Origin of the sequence: Alkalibacterium thalassium (genome assembly GCF_900101165.1) — a bacterium.
GTDB lineage: Bacteria > Bacillota > Bacilli > Lactobacillales > Carnobacteriaceae_A > Alkalibacterium > Alkalibacterium indicireducens.
Window position 1 is genome coordinate 1 of the sequence record NZ_FNFK01000023.1, and the last position, 19595, is coordinate 19595.

Annotated in this window: 21 protein-coding genes; 13 read left to right on the forward strand and 8 right to left on the reverse strand. The window is 40.2% G+C overall.

What is annotated here, in order from left to right:
* Window positions 1-275: 275 nt before the first annotated feature.
* On the forward strand, window positions 276-1253 hold the full coding sequence (locus tag BLR76_RS06305) for an Ig-like domain-containing protein (protein WP_143009202.1): 978 nt from the start codon (window positions 276-278) through the stop codon (window positions 1251-1253).
* A 143-nt stretch (window positions 1254-1396) separates the two neighbouring features.
* On the forward strand, window positions 1397-1693 hold the full coding sequence (locus tag BLR76_RS06310; RefSeq protein ID WP_091266913.1) for a helix-turn-helix domain-containing protein: 297 nt from the start codon (window positions 1397-1399) through the stop codon (window positions 1691-1693).
* A 672-nt stretch (window positions 1694-2365) separates the two neighbouring features.
* Here BLR76_RS06310 and BLR76_RS06315 read toward each other — a convergent pair.
* Window positions 2366-2779, reverse strand: a complete 414-nt coding sequence (locus tag BLR76_RS06315; protein ID WP_091266915.1) for a hypothetical protein — start codon at window positions 2777-2779, stop codon at window positions 2366-2368.
* Between the two features lie 217 nt (window positions 2780-2996).
* Here BLR76_RS06315 and BLR76_RS06320 point away from each other — a divergent pair, with 217 nt between their 5' ends.
* Entirely contained in the window at window positions 2997-3653 is a 657-nt protein-coding gene (locus BLR76_RS06320) for a tetratricopeptide repeat protein (RefSeq protein ID WP_091266918.1), read from the forward strand.
* Window positions 3654-3810: 157 nt separating this feature from the next.
* Entirely contained in the window at window positions 3811-4341 is a 531-nt protein-coding gene (locus BLR76_RS06325; RefSeq protein WP_091266920.1) for a hypothetical protein, read from the forward strand.
* A 112-nt stretch (window positions 4342-4453) separates the two neighbouring features.
* Here BLR76_RS06325 and gloA read toward each other — a convergent pair whose 3' ends face one another.
* The 3 genes from gloA to BLR76_RS06340 form a co-directional block, all read right to left on the reverse strand.
* Window positions 4454-4834, reverse strand: a complete 381-nt coding sequence (gloA, locus tag BLR76_RS06330) for a lactoylglutathione lyase (protein ID WP_091266922.1) — start codon at window positions 4832-4834, stop codon at window positions 4454-4456.
* A 207-nt stretch (window positions 4835-5041) separates the two neighbouring features.
* Window positions 5042-5950: a prenyltransferase gene (locus BLR76_RS06335; protein ID WP_091266924.1), complete on the reverse strand. Its 909-nt coding sequence runs from the start codon at window positions 5948-5950 to the stop codon at window positions 5042-5044.
* Between the two features lie 14 nt (window positions 5951-5964).
* A complete protein-coding gene (locus BLR76_RS06340) occupies window positions 5965-6954 on the reverse strand; it encodes a polyprenyl synthetase family protein (protein ID WP_245683051.1) in 990 nt (329 codons plus the stop codon).
* A 227-nt stretch (window positions 6955-7181) separates the two neighbouring features.
* Between BLR76_RS06340 and BLR76_RS06345 the strand changes: the two genes are divergently transcribed.
* The gene (locus BLR76_RS06345; protein WP_218121412.1) at window positions 7182-7616 is read left to right on the forward strand and encodes a GNAT family N-acetyltransferase; all 435 of its coding nucleotides are present in this window, start codon (window positions 7182-7184) and stop codon (window positions 7614-7616) included.
* 75 nt (window positions 7617-7691) lie between these two features.
* Here BLR76_RS06345 and fabV read toward each other — a convergent pair whose 3' ends face one another.
* Entirely contained in the window at window positions 7692-8885 is a 1194-nt protein-coding gene (fabV, locus tag BLR76_RS06350; RefSeq protein WP_091266929.1) for an enoyl-ACP reductase FabV, read from the reverse strand.
* An 899-nt stretch (window positions 8886-9784) separates the two neighbouring features.
* Between fabV and BLR76_RS06355 the strand changes: the two genes are divergently transcribed.
* The 5 genes from BLR76_RS06355 (at window position 9785) to BLR76_RS06375 (ending at window position 14393) form a co-directional block, all read left to right on the forward strand.
* Window positions 9785-10264, forward strand: a complete 480-nt coding sequence (locus BLR76_RS06355) for a DsrE/DsrF/DrsH-like family protein (RefSeq protein ID WP_091266931.1) — start codon at window positions 9785-9787, stop codon at window positions 10262-10264.
* A 48-nt stretch (window positions 10265-10312) separates the two neighbouring features.
* On the forward strand, window positions 10313-12001 hold the full coding sequence (locus tag BLR76_RS06360) for a rhodanese-like domain-containing protein (protein ID WP_176759632.1): 1689 nt from the start codon (window positions 10313-10315) through the stop codon (window positions 11999-12001).
* Window positions 12002-12046: 45 nt separating this feature from the next.
* Window positions 12047-12277: a sulfurtransferase TusA family protein gene (locus BLR76_RS06365; protein ID WP_091266937.1), complete on the forward strand. Its 231-nt coding sequence runs from the start codon at window positions 12047-12049 to the stop codon at window positions 12275-12277.
* A gap of 65 nt (window positions 12278-12342) precedes the next feature.
* Window positions 12343-13122: a sulfite exporter TauE/SafE family protein gene (locus tag BLR76_RS06370; RefSeq protein ID WP_091266940.1), complete on the forward strand. Its 780-nt coding sequence runs from the start codon at window positions 12343-12345 to the stop codon at window positions 13120-13122.
* A gap of 713 nt (window positions 13123-13835) precedes the next feature.
* Window positions 13836-14393: a GNAT family N-acetyltransferase gene (locus BLR76_RS06375; protein ID WP_091266943.1), complete on the forward strand. Its 558-nt coding sequence runs from the start codon at window positions 13836-13838 to the stop codon at window positions 14391-14393.
* Window positions 14394-14468: 75 nt separating this feature from the next.
* Here BLR76_RS06375 and BLR76_RS06380 read toward each other — a convergent pair whose 3' ends face one another.
* Window positions 14469-14798: a hypothetical protein gene (locus BLR76_RS06380; protein ID WP_091266946.1), complete on the reverse strand. Its 330-nt coding sequence runs from the start codon at window positions 14796-14798 to the stop codon at window positions 14469-14471.
* Between the two features lie 159 nt (window positions 14799-14957).
* Here BLR76_RS06380 and gloB point away from each other — a divergent pair, with 159 nt between their 5' ends.
* Entirely contained in the window at window positions 14958-15659 is a 702-nt protein-coding gene (gene gloB, locus BLR76_RS06385; protein WP_091266949.1) for a hydroxyacylglutathione hydrolase, read from the forward strand.
* Between the two features lie 197 nt (window positions 15660-15856).
* Here the strand turns inward: gloB and BLR76_RS06390 are convergent, their stop codons facing one another.
* Both BLR76_RS06390 and BLR76_RS06395 read right to left on the reverse strand, forming a co-directional pair.
* Window positions 15857-16342 (reverse strand): cupin domain-containing protein, encoded by a 486-nt coding sequence (locus tag BLR76_RS06390; protein WP_091266952.1) that lies wholly within the window; start codon window positions 16340-16342, stop codon window positions 15857-15859.
* Between the two features lie 73 nt (window positions 16343-16415).
* Window positions 16416-17576, reverse strand: coding sequence for an MFS transporter (locus BLR76_RS06395; protein ID WP_218121413.1), 1161 nt, complete (start codon window positions 17574-17576; stop codon window positions 16416-16418).
* Between the two features lie 283 nt (window positions 17577-17859).
* Between BLR76_RS06395 and BLR76_RS06400 the strand changes: the two genes are divergently transcribed.
* Together BLR76_RS06400 and murQ are read left to right on the forward strand one after the other, a co-directional pair.
* Window positions 17860-18705, forward strand: coding sequence for a MurR/RpiR family transcriptional regulator (locus BLR76_RS06400; RefSeq protein WP_091266958.1), 846 nt, complete (start codon window positions 17860-17862; stop codon window positions 18703-18705).
* A 17-nt stretch (window positions 18706-18722) separates the two neighbouring features.
* Window positions 18723-19595: an N-acetylmuramic acid 6-phosphate etherase gene (murQ, locus tag BLR76_RS06405; protein ID WP_245683052.1), complete on the forward strand. Its 873-nt coding sequence runs from the start codon at window positions 18723-18725 to the stop codon at window positions 19593-19595.

Below are 19595 nucleotides of genomic sequence, written 5' to 3' on the forward strand. Positions count from 1 at the left end.
CCAAGCAATTAATTGAAACAGCCATACAGCAGGAAGAGAGAGTTCCGTCGTCTTTTGAATCCAATGGATTTATGGAAGATCAGGATGTCTCATTTTAATGGAAAACAGAAAGAAAGTCCGAAGAGAAAGGAGCATACGCTCCCAATGCTCTTCGGACTTTTTTTTAGTAACTATTGTAGAAGACAATCCGCTGGTCTAAACTGACAAACGTGCTGGAATAAACAGATTCTGTCGCTTAATTGACCCATTTTCTTAAAAAAAACTGCCGGAATAAAGTGACATTTACTGGCTGGATTATTTTGCTTTTCTACATTAATACGCCGCAAGAAGTTGATTTGAGAGCAGCAGGTCCCCTTATTATTTCAAATACTAACACTACTAGACATTCTTTTGAAATTAACAATGTTCGAATGCGGTCATGGCACACAGATCCGAATTTACCAGAACCCGATACATCTTCAATACTCTTTGCAACAGGAACATTTACCTTAGATTTATCTAGTTTTTCGAATGTAAATACGACACCATCCAATGACACTTTTCCTGGAGAGTTTCGTCGTTCTATGAGACGTTGGCAGTTCATATCAGACTTAGATGAGCCGGTTATTGATAGTCCGATATATGATACTGATAATACGATAACAGGTACTGGGCCAGTTAATAGTACGATAGAGATATTAGATAGTAATTCAAATATTCTTGAAACAACTCAAACGGATGCTTCTGGTAATTTTACTTTTAATTTAGCCAAACCTTTTGAATATAATACGACATTAGGGTTTAGGTCGCGTCGTGGCGAGTTAACTTCCTTGATTGTTGAGGAGGTTGTTCAAGGAAATCGACTAGAATTAGAGTCTGTAGCTGATATTATTTTCGAGACAACAGAAATCAGAGATGAACCGAATCGCTTGATATCTAAAGAGAGTAACCATCAAATTTCAGTTCTTGATACGAGAAGTACTGGGGATTGGCAGTTGACAGCTTTAGCATCAGGTCCTCTTGAAAATGAAGCTGGACATACTTTAGATAATTCACTATTCTTCTTGAATCCGTTAGATAACAGTCGCCAACTTATTGAAAATCAAGCTGTTCAAGTAGCGACTAAAAATCAAGCTACTGCTCAATCTGATAGTATTGATGTGATGAGTTGGGAAGTTGATGAAGGGTTTGTTGTGATAACCAATCCGATTTATGCAAGGTCAGAATCAACGTACACAACGACAATTGAATGGACACTTACAGATGCTCCATAATGGGATTTAGACACTCCTCACTCAATTGGCACTGTACAACCAACTTACAGCTAAATAAACTTAAACAGCCTTTCCCGATTTGCCAAGATGAGGTGCCCCCCAAAAGTTAGAGTGAAAATTCTAACTTTGTGTGGGATATTTTTATGTCAAAAAAGTATTCGTATGAATTTAAATTAAAAATTATACAAGAATATCTAAATGGAACATTGGGCTATAAGTTACTCAGTAAAAAATACAATATTTCAAGTAAAAGTCAACTTCAGAAATGGATCAACCAATACAAGAAATATGGAAAAGAAGAACTTAAAACAAAAAAATGTAATAAAAAGTATACTTTAAATTTCAAGTTAGATGTCTTAAGATTTAAACAAGACACCGGTGCTTCTTATAAAGATACAGCCAATGCTTTTGGCATAGGTGAGCCTTCTTTCTATAATTAATATATCTTTACTTATTTTTTATCAACAAAATAATTTTCTTTAAAAAATTATTTCAATCTTGAATAATCCATACTTCTAATTTTTTAGTGATCAATGCATACGGAACTAAAGATGACAATAAAGTCTGCTTTCAATATCAGCTTTACGAACCGATATGGAAACAGTCACTAATCATCCGATAGCTACTCGCACAAAATGTTTGTCCAAAAGACTCATACAGAAATGGGCATCATGATTCCGAAAAATGCAATTCTTGAAGCAGAAAGAAAAAATTGTAGGTGAAGTCTATAATCGATTGAAGAATCTGATCACTCGTGTCAAAAAATGTACATGTGACTTACGGATTACAAAACATGTGTTATATCTATAGATAAAGAGTCAGCGTAATTTACGTTGGCTCTTTTTGTTACTAGACAAGTTAAAAAGAAATCACTGAGTTAGATAGGGTAAACGTAACACTCCTACTGCGATTAAAAACCGCAGTGACAACTGATACGGGGAACCGTATTATAAGTAAGGATTTTTTAAATAAGAAGTCATTTTTTGAATTGTTGTGCTTCTACTATTATTCTATATAAGGAAAAAAAGCCTTCAACTATCAGACAAAGGATTAAAGAAAACTTCGTCAGATAGTTGAAGTCTTATCATTTAATTTCAAGAATAATTCTAGTTCTACTCTTCTACAAACGACCTAGTAGACAAAATATTCAAGCTGTTTTCTTCATCCCAAAATACTCTAGGTCCTCGCATTTCCAGTTCATAAACACCATCTTCAGTTGTCACAGAGAATATATCAGTTTCTTCGTCAAATTCAACTGTGTAGTCTTGATATTCAGTATAGTCCTCATTTTCATCCGGTTGCTCAAATGGCAGGTCGTAATTATCTGTGTATTCATTTATCCCGTAATATATTATCTCAGAGGGATAAAAGCTAAGTAAAAGTCCACCATTATCAAAGGTTAATTGAACAGGCTCTTCTTCAATTGAAGCCTTGAACTTGTCATCAAAAGTAGTCTCCTCTTCTGAATCACAAGCAGTCATTACTAAGACAGAGAGACAAGCTATACCAAAAACTCTTTTTTTCATGTTATCATCCCCACACTTTTCTATTAATACTTAATTGCCAATGCTTAGTCGTTCTATTCAATTAATTGACAAATTAATACAGATTCAATTAAAATATTTGCATATATTAAATATAATTATATTGAAATAGTATATAAAAAGCAAATAGGTACGCGGTTAAAGTAGAGAGCAGATCATATAGTGCTACTAACATTATCAATTACGAAGGGGCTTGTATATGGCTTTCTTAAAAGATCAAATAAGTCAGGCATTTGAATTGTTTGATAAAGGATACTTAGTTGAAGCAGAGGAATTATATCATGACTGTTTAAGCCAGATATCTGAAGTGAGTTCTGACCAATATATGAATATATTACATGGGTTAGGGTATGTAAAGGTAGCTCTAAGTAAGTTTGATGAAGCAAGAAGCCATTATAAGGACCTAATCAAAATAGCCGTATCTAAAGGTGACAGTATGAATCATAGTATAGCGGTTCATCAGTTGGGAATGGTTGAACGGTCAGCGGCAAATTATGATGAAGCATTAGAGGTGTTCCAGCTAGAGGCTGAGCTACTAAAGAAGTATAACAATGAATCTCCACTAAATTGGTCCGCTAACTTTTATGAGAGGGGCTTTGTAAATTTGAAAATTGGCAATATTAATAGGGCAGAGCAGCTTATGTGTGAATCATTGCAGCACGCAAAAGAATCTGAGGATGATATATGTATTGGCTGTTCTTACCGTGGATATGGAGAAGTTTTCCAAAATAAAAATGATGCAGTTTTAGCAGAAAAGTATTTCAAAAATGCGATAGCAGCCTTTAAAAGAGCTGAAGATTATATTGCAATAGAAGAAGTAAATGAGCTTTTAACCGGGCTCGGTCATAGTGAATGACTAAATATATTGCATACGTGAAACTAATGCAATAGTGCAGAATAATTAGTGTCTCCAATAGGCAAGTCTTTATTAATAGACTTAAAAGTTACCGGGGCTTTAATAACTGGTGTATTGGGATAAGGGTTTCTACAGCTCGATTTTAATGGAGGACGTTATGAAGATCATACTATACTTACTATTACTAATTGTGTTAACTGCGTGTACGACTAATGACGACACAAACAATGCAAGGGAAGATGGTTCAGGTTTGAGTAATGATGCTCCTAGAGTAATCAATAGGATAGATTATGCGGACTTTCTTGACGCTCATAATGAAGCAGAATTTACCAATTCGGATGACATAGTAAATCCGGAGAATATAGCTTTCGAGGTCATAGTCGAAGGCGATACGGAAACTGGCATATCGGACAATCAGTTAGATCTGTATGTAGAGGTTGAAGAAGGAGAAGAGTTAGTCTTGGGGAGCACGCATTATGTTATTGAGTACTACAATGATGAAGAGTGGGAAGCAATCGATAATGTGCCTTACGGACAAGAGGATGCTGAAGTTAGAGTCGCGTCAGATCAGCCGCTCACGCACACTTACACTAACATTGATGAATATGATACTGACTTCAATAACGGTATCTATCGGATCATTAATTCTGGCTATGCTTTTCCTTTTTATGTGTATGTCATAGAATGAAGGGGTGCACAAAAGCATAATCAGTCATAGTAATTCTATTACAATCTGAGTGTTTTCACATAAAGAAACGGCATGTTCATCATTCGTGATGAAAACATGCCGTTTCTTAGTATTATTTAGCGCGTTTCACTTCAATACGGTAACCATCAGGATCCGTTACGAAGAAGTAGCTTGGTGTACCGCCTGACAGGCCTTTTAGCTCACCTGTTTTGTAAGCAGATGCTTTACATATGTCGTGCATTTTTTCCAGATCATCGACTCTCACACCTAGGTGACTGAAGCCGTCTCCGACTGTGTAAGGATCGGCATCGTAATTGTAAGTCAGCTCAATCTGTACGGAAGAACCGGGAGAGTTCAGATAAATTAAATCGAATTTGTTTTCTGGAAATTCTCTTCGGCTGGCTATTTCAAAATCAAATAGATTTGTATAGAAGTCCAGCGTCGCATCAATGTCTCTGACGCGCAGGCAAATTTCAACGAGTTCTTGGTTCATAGTATCATCCTCCAATAATGTCTTATCTTTATTCTATCATGAATAAGGCCACTACGCATTTTTGAACTAACTGATTGGATGCAGCAACTCGCTCATCCAGGACAAGTCAGCCTAGGGAGCCATTATATGCTAAAAAAAAATCAGTGATGAGTACTGAAGGAACATTTCCTCAGATCATCACTGATTTTTTATTGAATAATTAAAGACTTAACTATTCAACCAGGCGCCTATGAAGAAGGTGATGATGATTGGAACGGGTATGACGGCTGAGTTGATAATCGATGTCATAAAGGTGGTCTGTTTGTCCTGTTCCTTCATGAAGATACGAATGTTCTTCAGGACGTATGGGAAGGTCAACAAGGACAATGCCACTAACCTTGGGAAGGTCCCAAAAATGACGGATAGAATGATCGAAATATAAGCAGCGTAGTAAAAGTATCTGTAGACCGTCAGCGCTTTGTCTACGCCGATATGATAGGGAAGGGTGAACCGGTTATCTTCAATATCTTCTTCCAGATCGCAGATGTTATTAGCCAGTAAGATGGCCATGACTGTAATCGATGTAGGGACGGATGCGACGATGAACTGACCGATAGTGACCAGATCGAATTGAACGACATCAAAGGCGTTGACGTAAACCATGGCTGTAAAGATACAAAAGCCCATCGACAAGCCGACGAAGAATTCCCCCGTTGGTGTACTGGAAATGGGAACAGGCCCGAAGGTATAGAGCGCACCGATCAGCATTCCCCCGAAGCCGATAAAGAACAGGATAGGCGAGGTCTGAAGCGCTAAGAACAAGCCAATGACTAAGGCTACTGCTCCAGAAATAATATAGGCGATCCGAACGTTATTAAGCGGGATATTCTCTTTACCTACGACCATTTCCTGAGTAATTTCCGAGTTCTTGTTATCTGCAATATAGTAATCTAAGTAGCTGTCACGGATATTGACGGCTATGTGGAAAAGGACGACCGTAAGTATGCCTAGAAGTGAAAAGAGCGGACGGAAGCTGTCGTAATTATACCAGGCATAGAGGATACCGATAAGGGAAGGAAAGATACTGGTTGTAGTAGTTTCCAATTGGGCAAGTAATATATATTGTTTGACTGTCATAATACTCTCCTTTTCTAATCTTCTCTTGTCAGTAGGGTCTTGGTCAATGAATACAGGACATCTTTTCCAGAATGATCTGGAAGGCTGTCGATGGATGCCAGAGCTTTATCAATGTAATGCTTTGCAGTAAGGTGGGCCCGTTCGATGCAGTCGTGATCGTGCAGCAAAGTGACCAGTGAGTCCAGTTCCTTATCAGACAAGTCCTCACCTTTTTCTAAAAGAGGAAGAAAGGCTTCTTTGCTGCTCTCCAGACCTAAAATGAGCGGGAGGGTGTAGATGCCCTGTTTGACATCGTTTAGAACGGGTTTTGAGAGCTTTTCTGGAGTCTGTGTGTAATCCAGAATATCATCCAGCATCTGAAAAGCGATGCCGATATCCTGACCAATCGACCGGCTGAGCTCTATAATCTCGGGATCAGATTGGCCAAGATAGGCTCCTTCATAACAGCTCAGTTCAAATAGCTGAGCTGTCTTGCCTTTAATGCTTTCTAGATAGTCAGTATAGGTGATGTCTGTATTGTAGACATGGGACATCTGATTTAGCTCACCCATCAGGACCCGCTTCATCGACTGGGTATTCAGCTGAATAAGATCGATGGAGTCCGTTGCCTCTGCCAGCAGTTCGAAATACACCGAAATCAGCAAATCCCCTGTATAAACAGCCACGTCTTGGCCATGCTTGGACTGGACCGTCTCACTTCCGCGGCGCGTGTCTGACTCGTCTATGATGTCGTCATGAATGAGTGTGGCTAAATGCAGAACTTCTGTCGAGGCAGCGGCCGCTATGATTTTTTTATGTGTATCTTTTGAAACAGAACCTAATTGTGAAAAAAGCAGAAGGTAAGCGGGTCTAAGTAATTTTCCCTGACTCTTTATCAGAGCCGTGACCGTTTTTTCGATTTCCTTATTTTCAATGGTGATTTTTTCTATAATAAGTTCAAGACACTCCAATAAAGAGGCTTGAATAGTAGGATAAGTGTCCCACAATGGATGAGTTTTAATCATACCGCTCTCCTTCGTTAACCAATGAGGCGTTGGTTCATTTTAATGCTAACAAGTGTTACTTATTAAGTATATACGAAATTCCAGGAAATCGTGCATAAAAACATCCGGCAACTTATTGAAAATTGTGTGAAGATAGACGGTGTTCATTCCTCATAATCAGTTTTCAGAAAAATTACGAACATTTAAGCTGTTTGATGTTCTCATACGAGAATGCTTACAAGATATTCTTGAAAGAACAATCCATCCAGCAAGATGAATACGGCGTAGCAATCACCGCAGAAGACCAGCCGGATTTATTTAAGATTGGAGAGGTTTACCAGACTGGAAACGGGTATTTCTGGGTGGCTTTAACCCAGGATAAAGTTGTCGGCACAATTAGTCTGCTGGATATAGGAAGGAGCAATGTTGTCTTACGCAAAATGTTTGTTTCTAAAGAGTTCCGAGGAGCGACATTCAATACGGCTAAGCTGCTTCTGGATGCAGCCAAGCAGTGGGCGAGTGAACAGGAAGTAGAAGCCATTTATCTGGGAACAACTCCGTTATTTTTAGCGGCACACCGTTTTTATGCTAAACACGGCTTTGAGCGGATAGATCAGACTGATCTGCCTGAAGGCTTTCCCGTTCTGGCAGTCGACAAGCTCTTTTTCAAGTACGATATTTAAATCAGAATATAAAGTAAATGGATAAGCAAAAAGGGTATGACACTGATGTCGTACCCTTTTTTTACTGCATTTAAATTAGTATTCCCAGGACTTCAGTTCATCGATCGTAATGTCTTCTTCGACATAATTATCGACCATGAAGCCACTTAAGTTTGAGAATTCTTTATAGAATAAGTCATAAGCAGTCATGTCGGTATTGAAGTTATCTTCGTTCAGTTTCATGATCAGCTCTTCTGTTTCAGCCTGAGTGTCACTGTCTAGTTCCCAGCTGTCCGGTCGCAGGCGTCCTTCGTCATCGTATTCAGGCTTGTCTCCGTAGATCATCTCACGGTAAATTCTGTCCTGATGCATGATTGGTGTTTCGTGTGTGCCTTTTTCAGACATCACTTTATACAAACCGATACAATAGACGATGAAGAATGGAATAACTGAACTGGCTTTAGTCGTTACCGCTGTTGCAACAACGATTTGAGCCTTCCCATTGATATCTGCCAGGAGCTTGTTGATGTTGTCTGCTTTGACGTCACAGTCTGCTTTTGCCTGTCCGAGAGTACCTCCGCCGTAATAAGGGCGATTCAGTTCTGTACCTAAATATGAATAATTGGTCGTCAGTACACCATCGGACAAGACATCAGCTTCTTTGAGCGCCTTCATCCAGATTTCCCAGTCTTCGCCACCCATAACTTTAACGGTATCTGCGATTTCCTGTTCAGTTGCAGGCTCCAGAGTATCTGTGAAGAATTCTTCTTTCTGCATGTTGATGTTCGGTCCGACTACTTTATCTCCAATCGCTTTGATTGAAGAGGTGTAAGTTTCACCAGTATCCGGATCAGTGCGGCGTCCGCTTGCAAGACTGTAGACCACAAGATCGACTTTTCCGCCGAATTCGTTTTTGATGTAGTTGATGACTTCCTGCTTAGCAGTGTGGCTGAAAGCGTCAGTTACGAAGTTCTTGGCTACCAGTCCTTCTTTTTCGGCTGCTTCGCGGAAAGCGATATTGTTGTACCAGCCGGCAGTTCCCAAATTACGTTCGCTCTTAGGGCCTTTTTCAAATGAGACACCGATCGTATCTGCTCCTGCTCCAAATGCCAGACTGATTCGGGTAGCCAGTCCGTAGCTTGAAGAAGCACCGATAATCAGGACCTTTTTAGGTGCATCGTAGTGCCCTTTACTCTTCACGTAGTCGATCTGGTTCAAAACTTCCTGCTTGCACCCTAGTGGATTGACCCCCAAGGCCACATTCCCCCGGATATTCTGCTTGAATTTCATTGTTCTTACCCCCAAAGCTTATTATAGAAATATAATAGCAGAAAAAGGAGGCTGAGAGAAACGCACATTAATGAACCTGCAGATTATGATTGAAAGGTTATGCTTATATAGTGACAGGAAGGTAGGAGGTGGCTTAAAAATAAGTAGCTGGATATATTTTTTTTAACAGGCTTTGTCAGTACCTAGAATCATAGTGCTGATATTTCGCGCATTAGTATACTTGTTTACAACTCAAGAATTGTAAACAATTTACACCTAACCGTTTTGATGATTGACAGATTCAAGCACAAAACTCCTGTATAAGTTAAATACCAAACTTTAATTTAGTTAATTCATTAATGAAACGACTGTGAAATAATTGGGAGTCCATATAGAAGTTTTCACCAAACGACTGCAAAATAGGAAACTGACTTTAGTTGCCGGTTAAATTTTGTGGTAGTGAATTGATAGAGTGTGAAATACCCTATGTGGGTATAAAAAATTAGTATACTCAATATAAATAGACTACAAGGCTGATAGACTTTTACTCTTTATAAAAAAAAGCACATAAAATTTCGATTATTCTGCTTATTATTAGAAGTTATGCTGGGAAAAGACATATATATGTATAGATAAATAATATCTTCTTGTTTTTATGGTAGAAGCTTGACTACGGTAAAAAATTCACAAACTAGAGATTAATAGATTTTTTTAAAAGACACAAACGCCTTTATAAAGGGATTATAGTGAGATCGAGTTGAGTAAACAATGACAAATACGAATAAGCAACTTGACAACAATACCGTATAGGGTATATTATGTGTTTGTAACATTGACTCGTATAGATCAAACAACAGATTACAATCTGCTTGATCTATATAATAGATACCCAATTGGGAAAAATAAGTGAGGGATGCTTAATGAGCGAACAGAAAAAAACCAATATTATCTTATTTAGTGGAGACTATGATAAGGCTATGGCAGCTTATATTATTGCAAACGGAGCAGCTGCGTATGATCATGAAGTGACGATTTTCCATACGTTTTGGGGGTTGAATGCCTTACGTAAAGACGAACCAATTCAGGTTAAAAAGAACCTGCTTGAAAAAGCATTTGGAAAAATCATGCCTAGAGGTCCAGAAAAAATGGGACTATCTAACATGAATTTTATGGGAATTGGACCAAAACTGATAAAAAAAGTTATGAAAAAACACAATGCAATGCCACTGTCCGATTTAATTGAAATGGCTGAGGAACAGGAAATAAATTTGATTGCATGTACGATGACAATGGATTTGCTTGGTCTGGATAAAATCGAATTAAGAGAGTCAACTGAATATGCTGGTGTTGCAGCATACTTGGCTGAAGCTGAAGACGGCGCAGTCAATATGTTTATTTAAGCCAACGTAACTAAAAAAATAAATTTCAACCTAAAGGAGATGGAAAGAGTGAAAGAAATAGCACATGACTTATTAGTTGATGCGAAAGGTTTAGCTTGTCCGATGCCGATAGTCCGAACGAAAAAGGCATTGAAAGATATAAAACCTGGACTAATAGTACAAGTTCAAGCGACTGATAAGGGATCAACAGCAGACTTGAAAGCATGGGCAGAAAAGACCGGACATGACTACCTTGGAACGGTCGACAGTGAAGGTGTGCTGAAGCATTACCTCCGATCGTCAGGTGAAGGGAAAAACACGTCACCTTATCCGAATTTGACCTCCAATGATGAACTGAACAAGCTACTTCAAACTGAAAAACAGTTGACGGTCCTTGATGTCCGAGAACCGGAAGAATACGAAGAGTTTCATATTCCGGGAGCTATCTCTATTCCACTGGGGGATTTAAAAGACAGAATGAGTGAACTGTCTGACGATAAACCTATTTATGTTGTGTGCCGGACTGGTAATAGAAGTGACATGGCTGCAAGTCTTTTAGCCGAAAATGGGTACAGAGACGTTGTAAACGTCAAGCCGGGCATGAGTGAATGGAATAATGAGAAAGTAAACGTGACTCTATCTGCTTTAACAGCAAAAGAACTGGCACAGAAAGTGATTTCGAAAGAAGATCTTTTTATATTGGATGTAAGAAACGAAAATGCTTTTGAAGACTGGAAAGTTGATGGAGTTAACTTTGAGTATTTAAATATCCCATATTTCGACTTACTGGATGGAGTTGAAGATGTTCTGACTCAGCTTCCTTCAGATAAGGAAATACTGGTGGTTTGTGCAAAAGAGGGTTCATCGGTGATGGTTGCTGAGATACTCGTTGAAGAAGGTGTATCTGCCTCTTATCTTTCAGGTGGAATGAAAGCATGGAGTGAATACTTGGAACCAGTAAAAATAGGCGACTTGAAAGAGGGAGGCGAATTGTACCAATTTGTTCGACTTGGTAAAGGATGCTTGTCTTATATGGTCTTGTCTGGAACTGAAGCAGTAGTGATAGACTCAGCTCGAATGATAGATCCCTACTTGAAACTCGCAGAGGATAATGGGGCAACCATTACAAATGTGCTAGATACACATCTTCATGCTGACCATATTTCAGGCGGACGCGAAATTGCTCGCAAAACAGGTGCCGCATACTGGCTGCCTCCTAAGGATATAGAAGAAGCTTCCTTTGAGTTCAATCCGCTCGAAGAAGGTACTTCTATAAAAGTCGGCGAGTCCAGAATTAATGTGAATGCCTTGTATACACCAGGTCACACAATTGGTTCAACATCGTTTATAATTGACGAGGCTTATTTACTGTCAGGTGATATCTTGTTTGTAGATTCAATCGGACGTCCAGACTTGGCTGGTAAGGCTGAGGACTGGGTCGGCGATTTGAGATCCTCACTTTATAATACCTATAAAAAATTGCCTAAAGAATTAACTGTTCTACCAGCACATTTCATGATCGTTGACGAATTGAATGATGACGGCAGTGTTGCTGAGAAACTTGGCGTTCTATTTGAAAATAATCATGGTTTGAATATTGAGAGTGAAGAAGAATTTCGTTCTACTGTAACAAAAAACCTTCCTCCACAGCCAAATGCTTATCAGAATATTAGGCAAACTAATATGGGGAAATTAGATCCAGATAAAGATGAGCAACGTGAAATGGAAATCGGACCAAACCGTTGTGCAGTTAGATAAGTTAAATATATATAATTTAAGTATAATTTTGAAGGAGACAATAATATGAACGTACACAAAGTTTTAGATGCAAAAGGATTAGCTTGCCCAATGCCAATTGTTAAAACAAGAAAAGAAATTAAATCGATGAACACAGGCGAAATTTTAGAAGTTCAGGCAACGGATAAAGGGTCTTTGAAAGATTTCCAAGCATGGGCAAAATCTTCCGGACATGAATTGTTAGATATCAATGAAACAAATGATGTCTTGACATTCCATATTAAAAAAGGGGAATAGCTGATTAAATTTGGAGAGACAAAAATAGTCTCTCCTTTCCTTAGTCAGTTGTATAGGAGGATTTTATGGATATCTCATATATAGTTACAATTTTTCTTATTGGATTTATCGGTTCGTTTGTATCCGGTATGGTAGGAGTGGGCGGGTCGATTATCAAGTACCCGATGCTTCTGTTTATCCCTCCTATGTTAGGGTTTAGTGCGCTAACAGCTCATGAAGTATCTGGTATCAGTGCCGTACAGGTCTTTTTCGCAACAATCGCAGGTGTGTGGGCATACAAAGGCACAGGGTATTTACACAGGAAGCTAGTTATCTATATGGGAAGTAGTATCTTGCTGGGAAGTTTCATCGGAGCTTTTGCTTCGGGATTTTTTGAGGAAACTGCTGTCAATTTGGTCTATGCAATACTGGCAACAATTGCAGTCGTCATGATTTTGATGCCTAAAAAGCAAATTCCTGATCAGCCTGCGCATTTAATTTCTTTCAACAAACCACTTGCTTCCGGCCTTTCTTTTGTCGTTGGAGTTGCTTCGGGGATTGTTGGTGCAGCTGGATCATTTCTGTTGATACCTATTATGCTCACCGTTTTGAAGCTACCGACACGAGTCACTATAGCAACCTCACTTGCCGTTACCTTTTTATCGTCTATTGGTTCTACAATAGGAAAAGTAGCAACCAATCAAGTGCTCTTTATGCCGGCAGCGGTTATGATTATTGCGAGCTTGATTGCTTCACCTATCGGAGCTAAAATTGGTCAGCGGACAAATACCCAGGTGCTGCAATGGATTTTAGCTATGCTCATTTTAGGCACTTCTATCCAGATCTGGTACAACCTTATATGGTAAGAGCAGGAATAGTTTAACGTAATTCCGAAAGAAGTCTCCCACTTCTAAGCGTATGGGTGCGAAGCACCAGTGAAAGTGGGAGATGAATTTCGGTCAAGCGATAGCTTGAAGTGGTTAATCTGTCCTTTTTGTTGTATACTTTGCGTATAGACGATAACCAAGTCTATGTAGGCGATAACCAAGCCTACTGAGTATTCCTTGGCGATAGCCAAGTAAAAGAAAACCTATGAGGCAGGGACTGCCTTTTGAGCCTACCCATATCCGATTCCTCTGTCTGCATGAAACCTGTGCAGACAAGAATGGAGTTCGTAGGAAGCCCCCACTTCAAAATCCGGAGGATTTAAGTGGTGGGTAGTTCACTCAAATAAGACTCCTGTTGATTCCGTCTAAAAAGATGGAATCTAGGGCTGCAAAAAAGTCCGTAAAAAAAATGGAATCCGCTGAAAGTCTACTTGAGATTTTCAGCGGATCTTATTTGTTTATACAAAATAAACATAGCTTTGATATAATGAAAACACGCATTGAGTAGATATATAAAGTATGCTTCTTGTGCATGCTCAACTTTTCAGGAACTGGAGAAGCTTACCGTTTTGAAATAGATTATTCGTACTAAATAACTAAACATTCTACTTTATCAGATAGGATGTTGGGGTGAAATCTAAAACTCAATAGCATATCAATTAATTCTAGAAAATATACCGGAGGCATGTGACATGAATCATTGTGGAACTCAGGAGATAGAATCAGAACGGTTACTATTGAGGAAATTTGAAGAAAATGATGCGGATTTGATGTATAAAAACTGGGCCAATGATACTGAAGTGACGCAATTTTTAACATGGCCTTCACATGAAAACAGTGACGAGACTCGTTCTCTTCTAAGAAACTGGATTTTAAGCTATGAGGCCCCGGATACGTACAGATGGTGCATAGTATTAAAGGAAACCGGAGAACCGATCGGAAGTATCAGTGTAGTATCGATAAGCCCAAGGGTAGAGTCCGTTGAGTTAGGTTACTGTATTGGAAAAGAATACTGGAATAAAGGACTCATGACTGAAACACTAAAGGAAATCGTCTTCTTTCTATTCAAAGATGCTGATGTAAATCGTATTGAAGCCCATGTAGATCCAAGAAATGTGGGCTCTGGGAAAGTACTCGAAAAATCTGGTCTTACATATATAGGGCTTAGAAGACAAGTAGCCATAAACAATACTGGCCTCTGCGATATCATGACATATGAAATTATACGACAAGATTATTCTTCATTTTAAAATCATCTGGATCTGCTGTTAAGATTACTTTTTTCGAGATTTTGTTCACTAATAGAGGAAGGATATGACCTTACCTTACTTCTTTACTCTCAATTGAGCATAAGATCTGATACTGAAGATGTTGAGTACAATGGTGACAAGTAGAAGAATGCCGGCTACCCAAGTCAGTACGGAGCTGGTATCAAGTAAGGCTCCCCAATCCTGAATCTGGACCAAGTGATTGTTGTACAGGAGACGTAACCATAAGGCGGCAGTACAAAAGGTAAAACTGCTCAGAACAAGTAGCGACTGATTGTAAGTTCGTCTGATTGGTCGGACAATTTGATAAGCTGGAATGGCCCAGGCTAACAGCCCGAAAAACAGACTGGCGACATTTAACCACTCATAGGTAAATTCTTGAGACATAAGGGATATCCTCCTCCTAGCTGATTTGCTTATAGTATAATCTAAGTAGATAGAAAAGAATACCTCTGTTATGACATTATTTCTAAAAATATAAGGACTGTCATGCAAAATAAAATCATAAGGTAAGGTTATAGAATAATATAAAAAGGAGCGAGTCAAATGCATGTTTATCCAGTCAAAGCATTTTCTGATAACTACATTTGGGTGATCGAAGAGGGACAGGAGGCAGTCGTTGTAGATCCTGGAGAATCTGAAGGCGTCATCAAACATCTGAAAGATAAGGAATTAGTCCTGCATGCGATTATTTTAACCCATGAGCATAATGACCATATAGGCGGGGTGAAAGCTGTTCTTAAAGAGTACCCTGGAACACTGGTATATGGGCCAGTAGAAACGAAGCAGCTGGCTGATCATATTGTCAAAGATGGAGACACATTTACATTGTTGAATCAGTCATTCAAGGTGATGAAAACGGCAGGACATACTTATGAGCACATCAGTTATCTGACAGAAGGAGCCCTGTTCTGTGGAGATGCTCTGTTTTCCGGAGGGTGCGGACGAGTCTTTACTGGAGATTATGAAGCACAATATGAGGCGCTGCAGAAATTTAACGAGCTCGATGACGATACTCTAGTGTATGCGGGTCATGAATACACTCAGACGAATCTGACGTTTGCTCAGTCTGTTCAGCCCGATAATCAGACGATTACGGATGCGCTTAAAAAAGTTGAGGAGATGAGAGAGCAGGATATACCGACTTTGCCGTCTACCATTGAAAAAGAGAAAGCTATTAACCTGTTTCTCAAGGCGGAGACACTTGAAGACTTTATTAGTCTACGAAACGCACGTGATGAGTTTTAACGGAATTAACTCCAAGATGGTGACGAAAGTGTGATTTTTTAACTGAAGAGGTAAAAAAGGGGCTAATATTTTTCGGACTTTTGATGCGGGGTCAAGGGAAGTATATTATAATTATGAAAATGTTGAATCCTTGCAGCTCGAGCCCGATTCCCCACAAATGAATAGTTGATTTGAAAAACTAGCCTATGACACCCCTCTTATTCAGGTAAGGTGTCGTAGGCTAGTTTGTTTATAATATCAGTATGGTCAGGATAAATCTTTAACAAATCGTCTTTAGTAAAGAGTGTGAATTCCGAAAAATCAAAGCCTGGGATGACTGCACAGCTGACCAGTGCGTAGCCTTGTTCGACAGTTGATCCGAAAATGGTTCCGGCCGGCACGGTATGATGCAGCTGCTGGTCAGTTTCCAGTCCCAGGGTCGTCTCAATATATGACCCTTCTGGAGTCAGAGAATGAACCGTGAGTGGATTGCCGTCGTGAAAGAACCATAGTTCATCAGAAGACAGCCGATGAAAATGAGACGGGTTGTTTTCCGTCAGTAGAAAATAGATGTTAGTATATAAGGCCAAGGATCTGTCCGGCTTATTGTACTGGGCGTCCGACATATCCGTCTGCCGGTAATATCCACCTTCAGGATGCGGCTTCAGATCGAGCTCCTTGATCCATTGCTGAGCGGTTTTCATTGGATGACCTTCTTTCAGTGTAGTATTCCTTTGCTTACAGTTTATCATAGTCGGCTTACTGAAGAAGCAGTGCCTATAAGTTCTTCTGATGTGTCCTGTCGATCAGTACAGTCAGGACGAACAGCATGAGTGTCAGTACAGAAAGAAAAGCTGGAAACAGATCGATGCCGATCGACTGGAACACCACACCTAGTAGAGGCGGAACAGCAATGATGCCGACGGAACCGGATGCGACCTGGAGCCCGATGATGCTGCTGGAGAGCTGATCACCGAAGCGACGAGGCGTTTCATGCATCATTGTCGGGAAAATCGCGGCACAGCCCAGACCGATTAGAGCCAGCCCGATGTATAGCAAGGCATCAGTTCCAAATGCGGTGGCACCGATACCTGCTATCAGCAGGACCATACTTAAATAGAGAATTTTCTCATTAGACAGCCAGAAGGTAACGAAGCCGGAAGCGACTCGTCCAAGCGTCAGACTGGTAAAGAAGATGGACAGGATGAAACTGGCTGTTGCGGGTGTCAGGTCTTTTACATTGATCAGATAGGTGCTCCCCCAAAGGAACACGACTCCTTCTATGGATACATAGATCAGAAAGGACAGTAGAGAATAGCCGATAGCCTTGTTCTTCATAAAGAGTGACGGTGTAAGGGACAGGCTATCATCCTGAGCCCGGACAGTGGATTCGCTCTGCCACATAGGAAGAGAGAAGAAAAGAACGAGAGCAATCAGGAGTTGTATCCCGGCAATGACAGCATAACCAAAACGCCAGGAGAACTGACTTCTGAGGGTGAAGCCCATGATCAGAGGACCGGCTGTTGCGCCTACACCCCAGAAAGCATGAAGCCAGTTCATGTGGTAAGCCTTAAGGTTTGCTGAAACATAGTTGTTCAAGGAGGTGTCGATTGCACCGGCCCCTAATCCCAGCGGAAGCGCAACAACGAGCAGGAAGTAAAAGTGCCGGGACAGTGCGAATCCGGCCAAGCCTAAAGAAGTCAGGAGCACACTAGTGAACACAAGCTTGCCCGTTCCGAGTTTTCTGGTCAGACGAGCGGTCTGCAGACTGGACAGCACCCCGCAGGCTGCTACGGTCATGGAGATGATACCTGCCGCACTCTGCTGAACAGGGAAGTCGGACTGCATTTCAGGCCAGGTGACGCCTAAGAGTGAATCCGGCAGACCAAGGCTGATATAAGTAAGGTAAATGATTAAGATAAAGATGATTTTCTTCACGCAAATGTCCTCCACACGGTTATATGATATGTAAAGTAACATGACGGTGTTTAAATCAAAGTGATGGATCCGTCATACCAGATAACTATAGGTAATTCGGCCATGTTTGTCAAAACTCATTAACTATAAAACAATATTTCTCGGAAGAACAAAAAAGTTTCATGAAAAATTCATATACTGGAATCGAATACACCATTACGTGGTACTATGCTCCTTATAGTAAGCGTTTCATTGACACTTAGTTTTATGCTGATAAGATAAAGATGAAGAAGGAGATAAGACTATGGCCATAGCAACGATCAGATTAAAAGAATACAAGAAAGTAGCAAGTCCGACAGAAATGGCAGTAATCGATTTCATTTTGAAACATCCGGATGAAGCGAGCAGACTGACAATCTACAAACTTGCAGAGAAGACTTTTTCTTCGCCTTCGACAATTATTCGACTATGCAAGAAAAACGGGTACACAGGATACAAAGATTTTTCGAAAGACCTGATCTATGAGCAGGCGATCCGATCAAATTATAAAGAAAAGAATATATCTGATCTTACACGGACAGATGAAGTGGATGAAATTGTCAAGAAGGTCACCCATAAGAATATTCTTTCTCTGGAAGAAACAGCGCAGTTAATTGATAACGATGTCATTAAGGCAACCGTGGAAGAGATTTTGACATGTGAAAAGCTGTCTATATTTGGTATCGGGGCATCACTAATTGTAGCTAAAGATGCTCAGCTGAAGTTCACGCGGATCAACAAAATGTCTTATGTCAGCGAAGACTGGCACACACAACTGTTGATGGCAAAGAACATGAGCGAAAAAGATGTGGCGCTTATCATTTCCTATTCAGGACAGACTGAGGAAATGATTACGTGTGCCAAGGTAGCTAAAGAGAATGGAGCCAAGATCATTACCATTACCAAAACAGGCGATTCACCGATCAATCAGATGGCAGATTACTCTCTTTATGTGGCATCCAGTGAGTTCAGTTTCAGAAGTGGGGCGATGTCTTCTAGAATTGCTCAGCTGAATGTCATCGATATTTTATATACTAGCTTTATAAATAGAATATATGAACAGTCCCTCGAAATCCTAGAGAAAACACAGATCAAGAAGGAGCGAGACTAGTGGTAGAATTAGGAAAAATGGAAACAGAAAAACAGAATCCGAACACAATGAATTTGGATGAAATGAGTATAAAAGAAGCATTGACGATTATGAACAGTGAAGATAAGAAGGTTGCAGAAGCCATTGGGGAGGTGATTCCTGAAATTGAGGAAGCTGTTCAAGTCATTATAAGCCAGCTGAAAAAAGGGGGGAGACTGATTTATACGGGCGCCGGTACGAGCGGACGCCTGGGAGTACTGGATGCGGCAGAATGCCCACCTACATTTGGTACACCAAAAGAACAGGTTGTCGGACTGATCGCAGGAGGCCAGCGTGCATTTACAGAAGCCATCGAAGGATCAGAAGACAGCAGGGAAATGGGTAAGGAAGATCTCAAAGCTATAGAGTTAAATGAGAACGATGTTGTCGTGGGGCTGGCAGCCAGCGGCAGAACACCTTATGTCATCGGTGCGCTGAACTATGCCAATGAAATCAGCACGCCGACCATCGCCATCGCCTGCAACAAGAACAGTGCAATAGGCAATGAAGCAAAGATTGCCATAGAAGCAGTCCCTGGACCAGAAGTCCTGACAGGATCGACTCGTCTGAAGGCAGGATCGACTCAGAAGATGATTCTAAATATGCTGTCCACTCTATCCATGGTAGGGATTGGAAAAGTGTATAAGAACCTGATGGTCGATGTTCAGCCGACGAATGAAAAGCTCGTTTCTCGTGCAGAAAATATTGTCATGAAGGCAACCGATGCAGACAAGGAAACAGCTAGAAAAACTTTAGCAGCCAGTGACGGAAAAGTCAAAATAGCCATTATTATGATTTTATTAGATATTGACAAAGACACCGCTGTTCAAAAACTGGAAGAATCGCAGGGACATATCAGAAAAGCTTTATAA

Bases quoted from the DNA above. Each gene is read 5' to 3' on its own strand.
- BLR76_RS06310 (WP_091266913.1), top strand. From the start codon at position 1,397: ATGTCAAAAAAGTATTCGTATGAATTTAAATTAAAAATTATACAAGAA.
- BLR76_RS06315 (WP_091266915.1), bottom strand. From the start codon at position 2,779: ATGAAAAAAAGAGTTTTTGGTATAGCTTGTCTCTCTGTCTTAGTAATG.
- BLR76_RS06320 (WP_091266918.1), top strand. From the start codon at position 2,997: ATGGCTTTCTTAAAAGATCAAATAAGTCAGGCATTTGAATTGTTTGAT.
- BLR76_RS06325 (WP_091266920.1), top strand. From the start codon at position 3,811: ATGAAGATCATACTATACTTACTATTACTAATTGTGTTAACTGCGTGT.
- gloA (WP_091266922.1), bottom strand. From the start codon at position 4,834: ATGAACCAAGAACTCGTTGAAATTTGCCTGCGCGTCAGAGACATTGAT.
- BLR76_RS06335 (WP_091266924.1), bottom strand. From the start codon at position 5,950: ATGACAGTCAAACAATATATATTACTTGCCCAATTGGAAACTACTACA.
- BLR76_RS06340 (WP_245683051.1), bottom strand. From the start codon at position 6,954: ATGATTAAAACTCATCCATTGTGGGACACTTATCCTACTATTCAAGCC.
- fabV (WP_091266929.1), bottom strand. From the start codon at position 8,885: ATGAAATTCAAGCAGAATATCCGGGGGAATGTGGCCTTGGGGGTCAAT.
- BLR76_RS06355 (WP_091266931.1), top strand. From the start codon at position 9,785: ATGAGCGAACAGAAAAAAACCAATATTATCTTATTTAGTGGAGACTAT.
- BLR76_RS06365 (WP_091266937.1), top strand. From the start codon at position 12,047: ATGAACGTACACAAAGTTTTAGATGCAAAAGGATTAGCTTGCCCAATG.
- BLR76_RS06370 (WP_091266940.1), top strand. From the start codon at position 12,343: ATGGATATCTCATATATAGTTACAATTTTTCTTATTGGATTTATCGGT.
- BLR76_RS06375 (WP_091266943.1), top strand. From the start codon at position 13,836: ATGAATCATTGTGGAACTCAGGAGATAGAATCAGAACGGTTACTATTG.
- BLR76_RS06380 (WP_091266946.1), bottom strand. From the start codon at position 14,798: ATGTCTCAAGAATTTACCTATGAGTGGTTAAATGTCGCCAGTCTGTTT.
- gloB (WP_091266949.1), top strand. From the start codon at position 14,958: ATGCATGTTTATCCAGTCAAAGCATTTTCTGATAACTACATTTGGGTG.
- BLR76_RS06390 (WP_091266952.1), bottom strand. From the start codon at position 16,342: ATGAAAACCGCTCAGCAATGGATCAAGGAGCTCGATCTGAAGCCGCAT.
- BLR76_RS06400 (WP_091266958.1), top strand. From the start codon at position 17,860: ATGGCCATAGCAACGATCAGATTAAAAGAATACAAGAAAGTAGCAAGT.
- murQ (WP_245683052.1), top strand. From the start codon at position 18,723: ATGGAAACAGAAAAACAGAATCCGAACACAATGAATTTGGATGAAATG.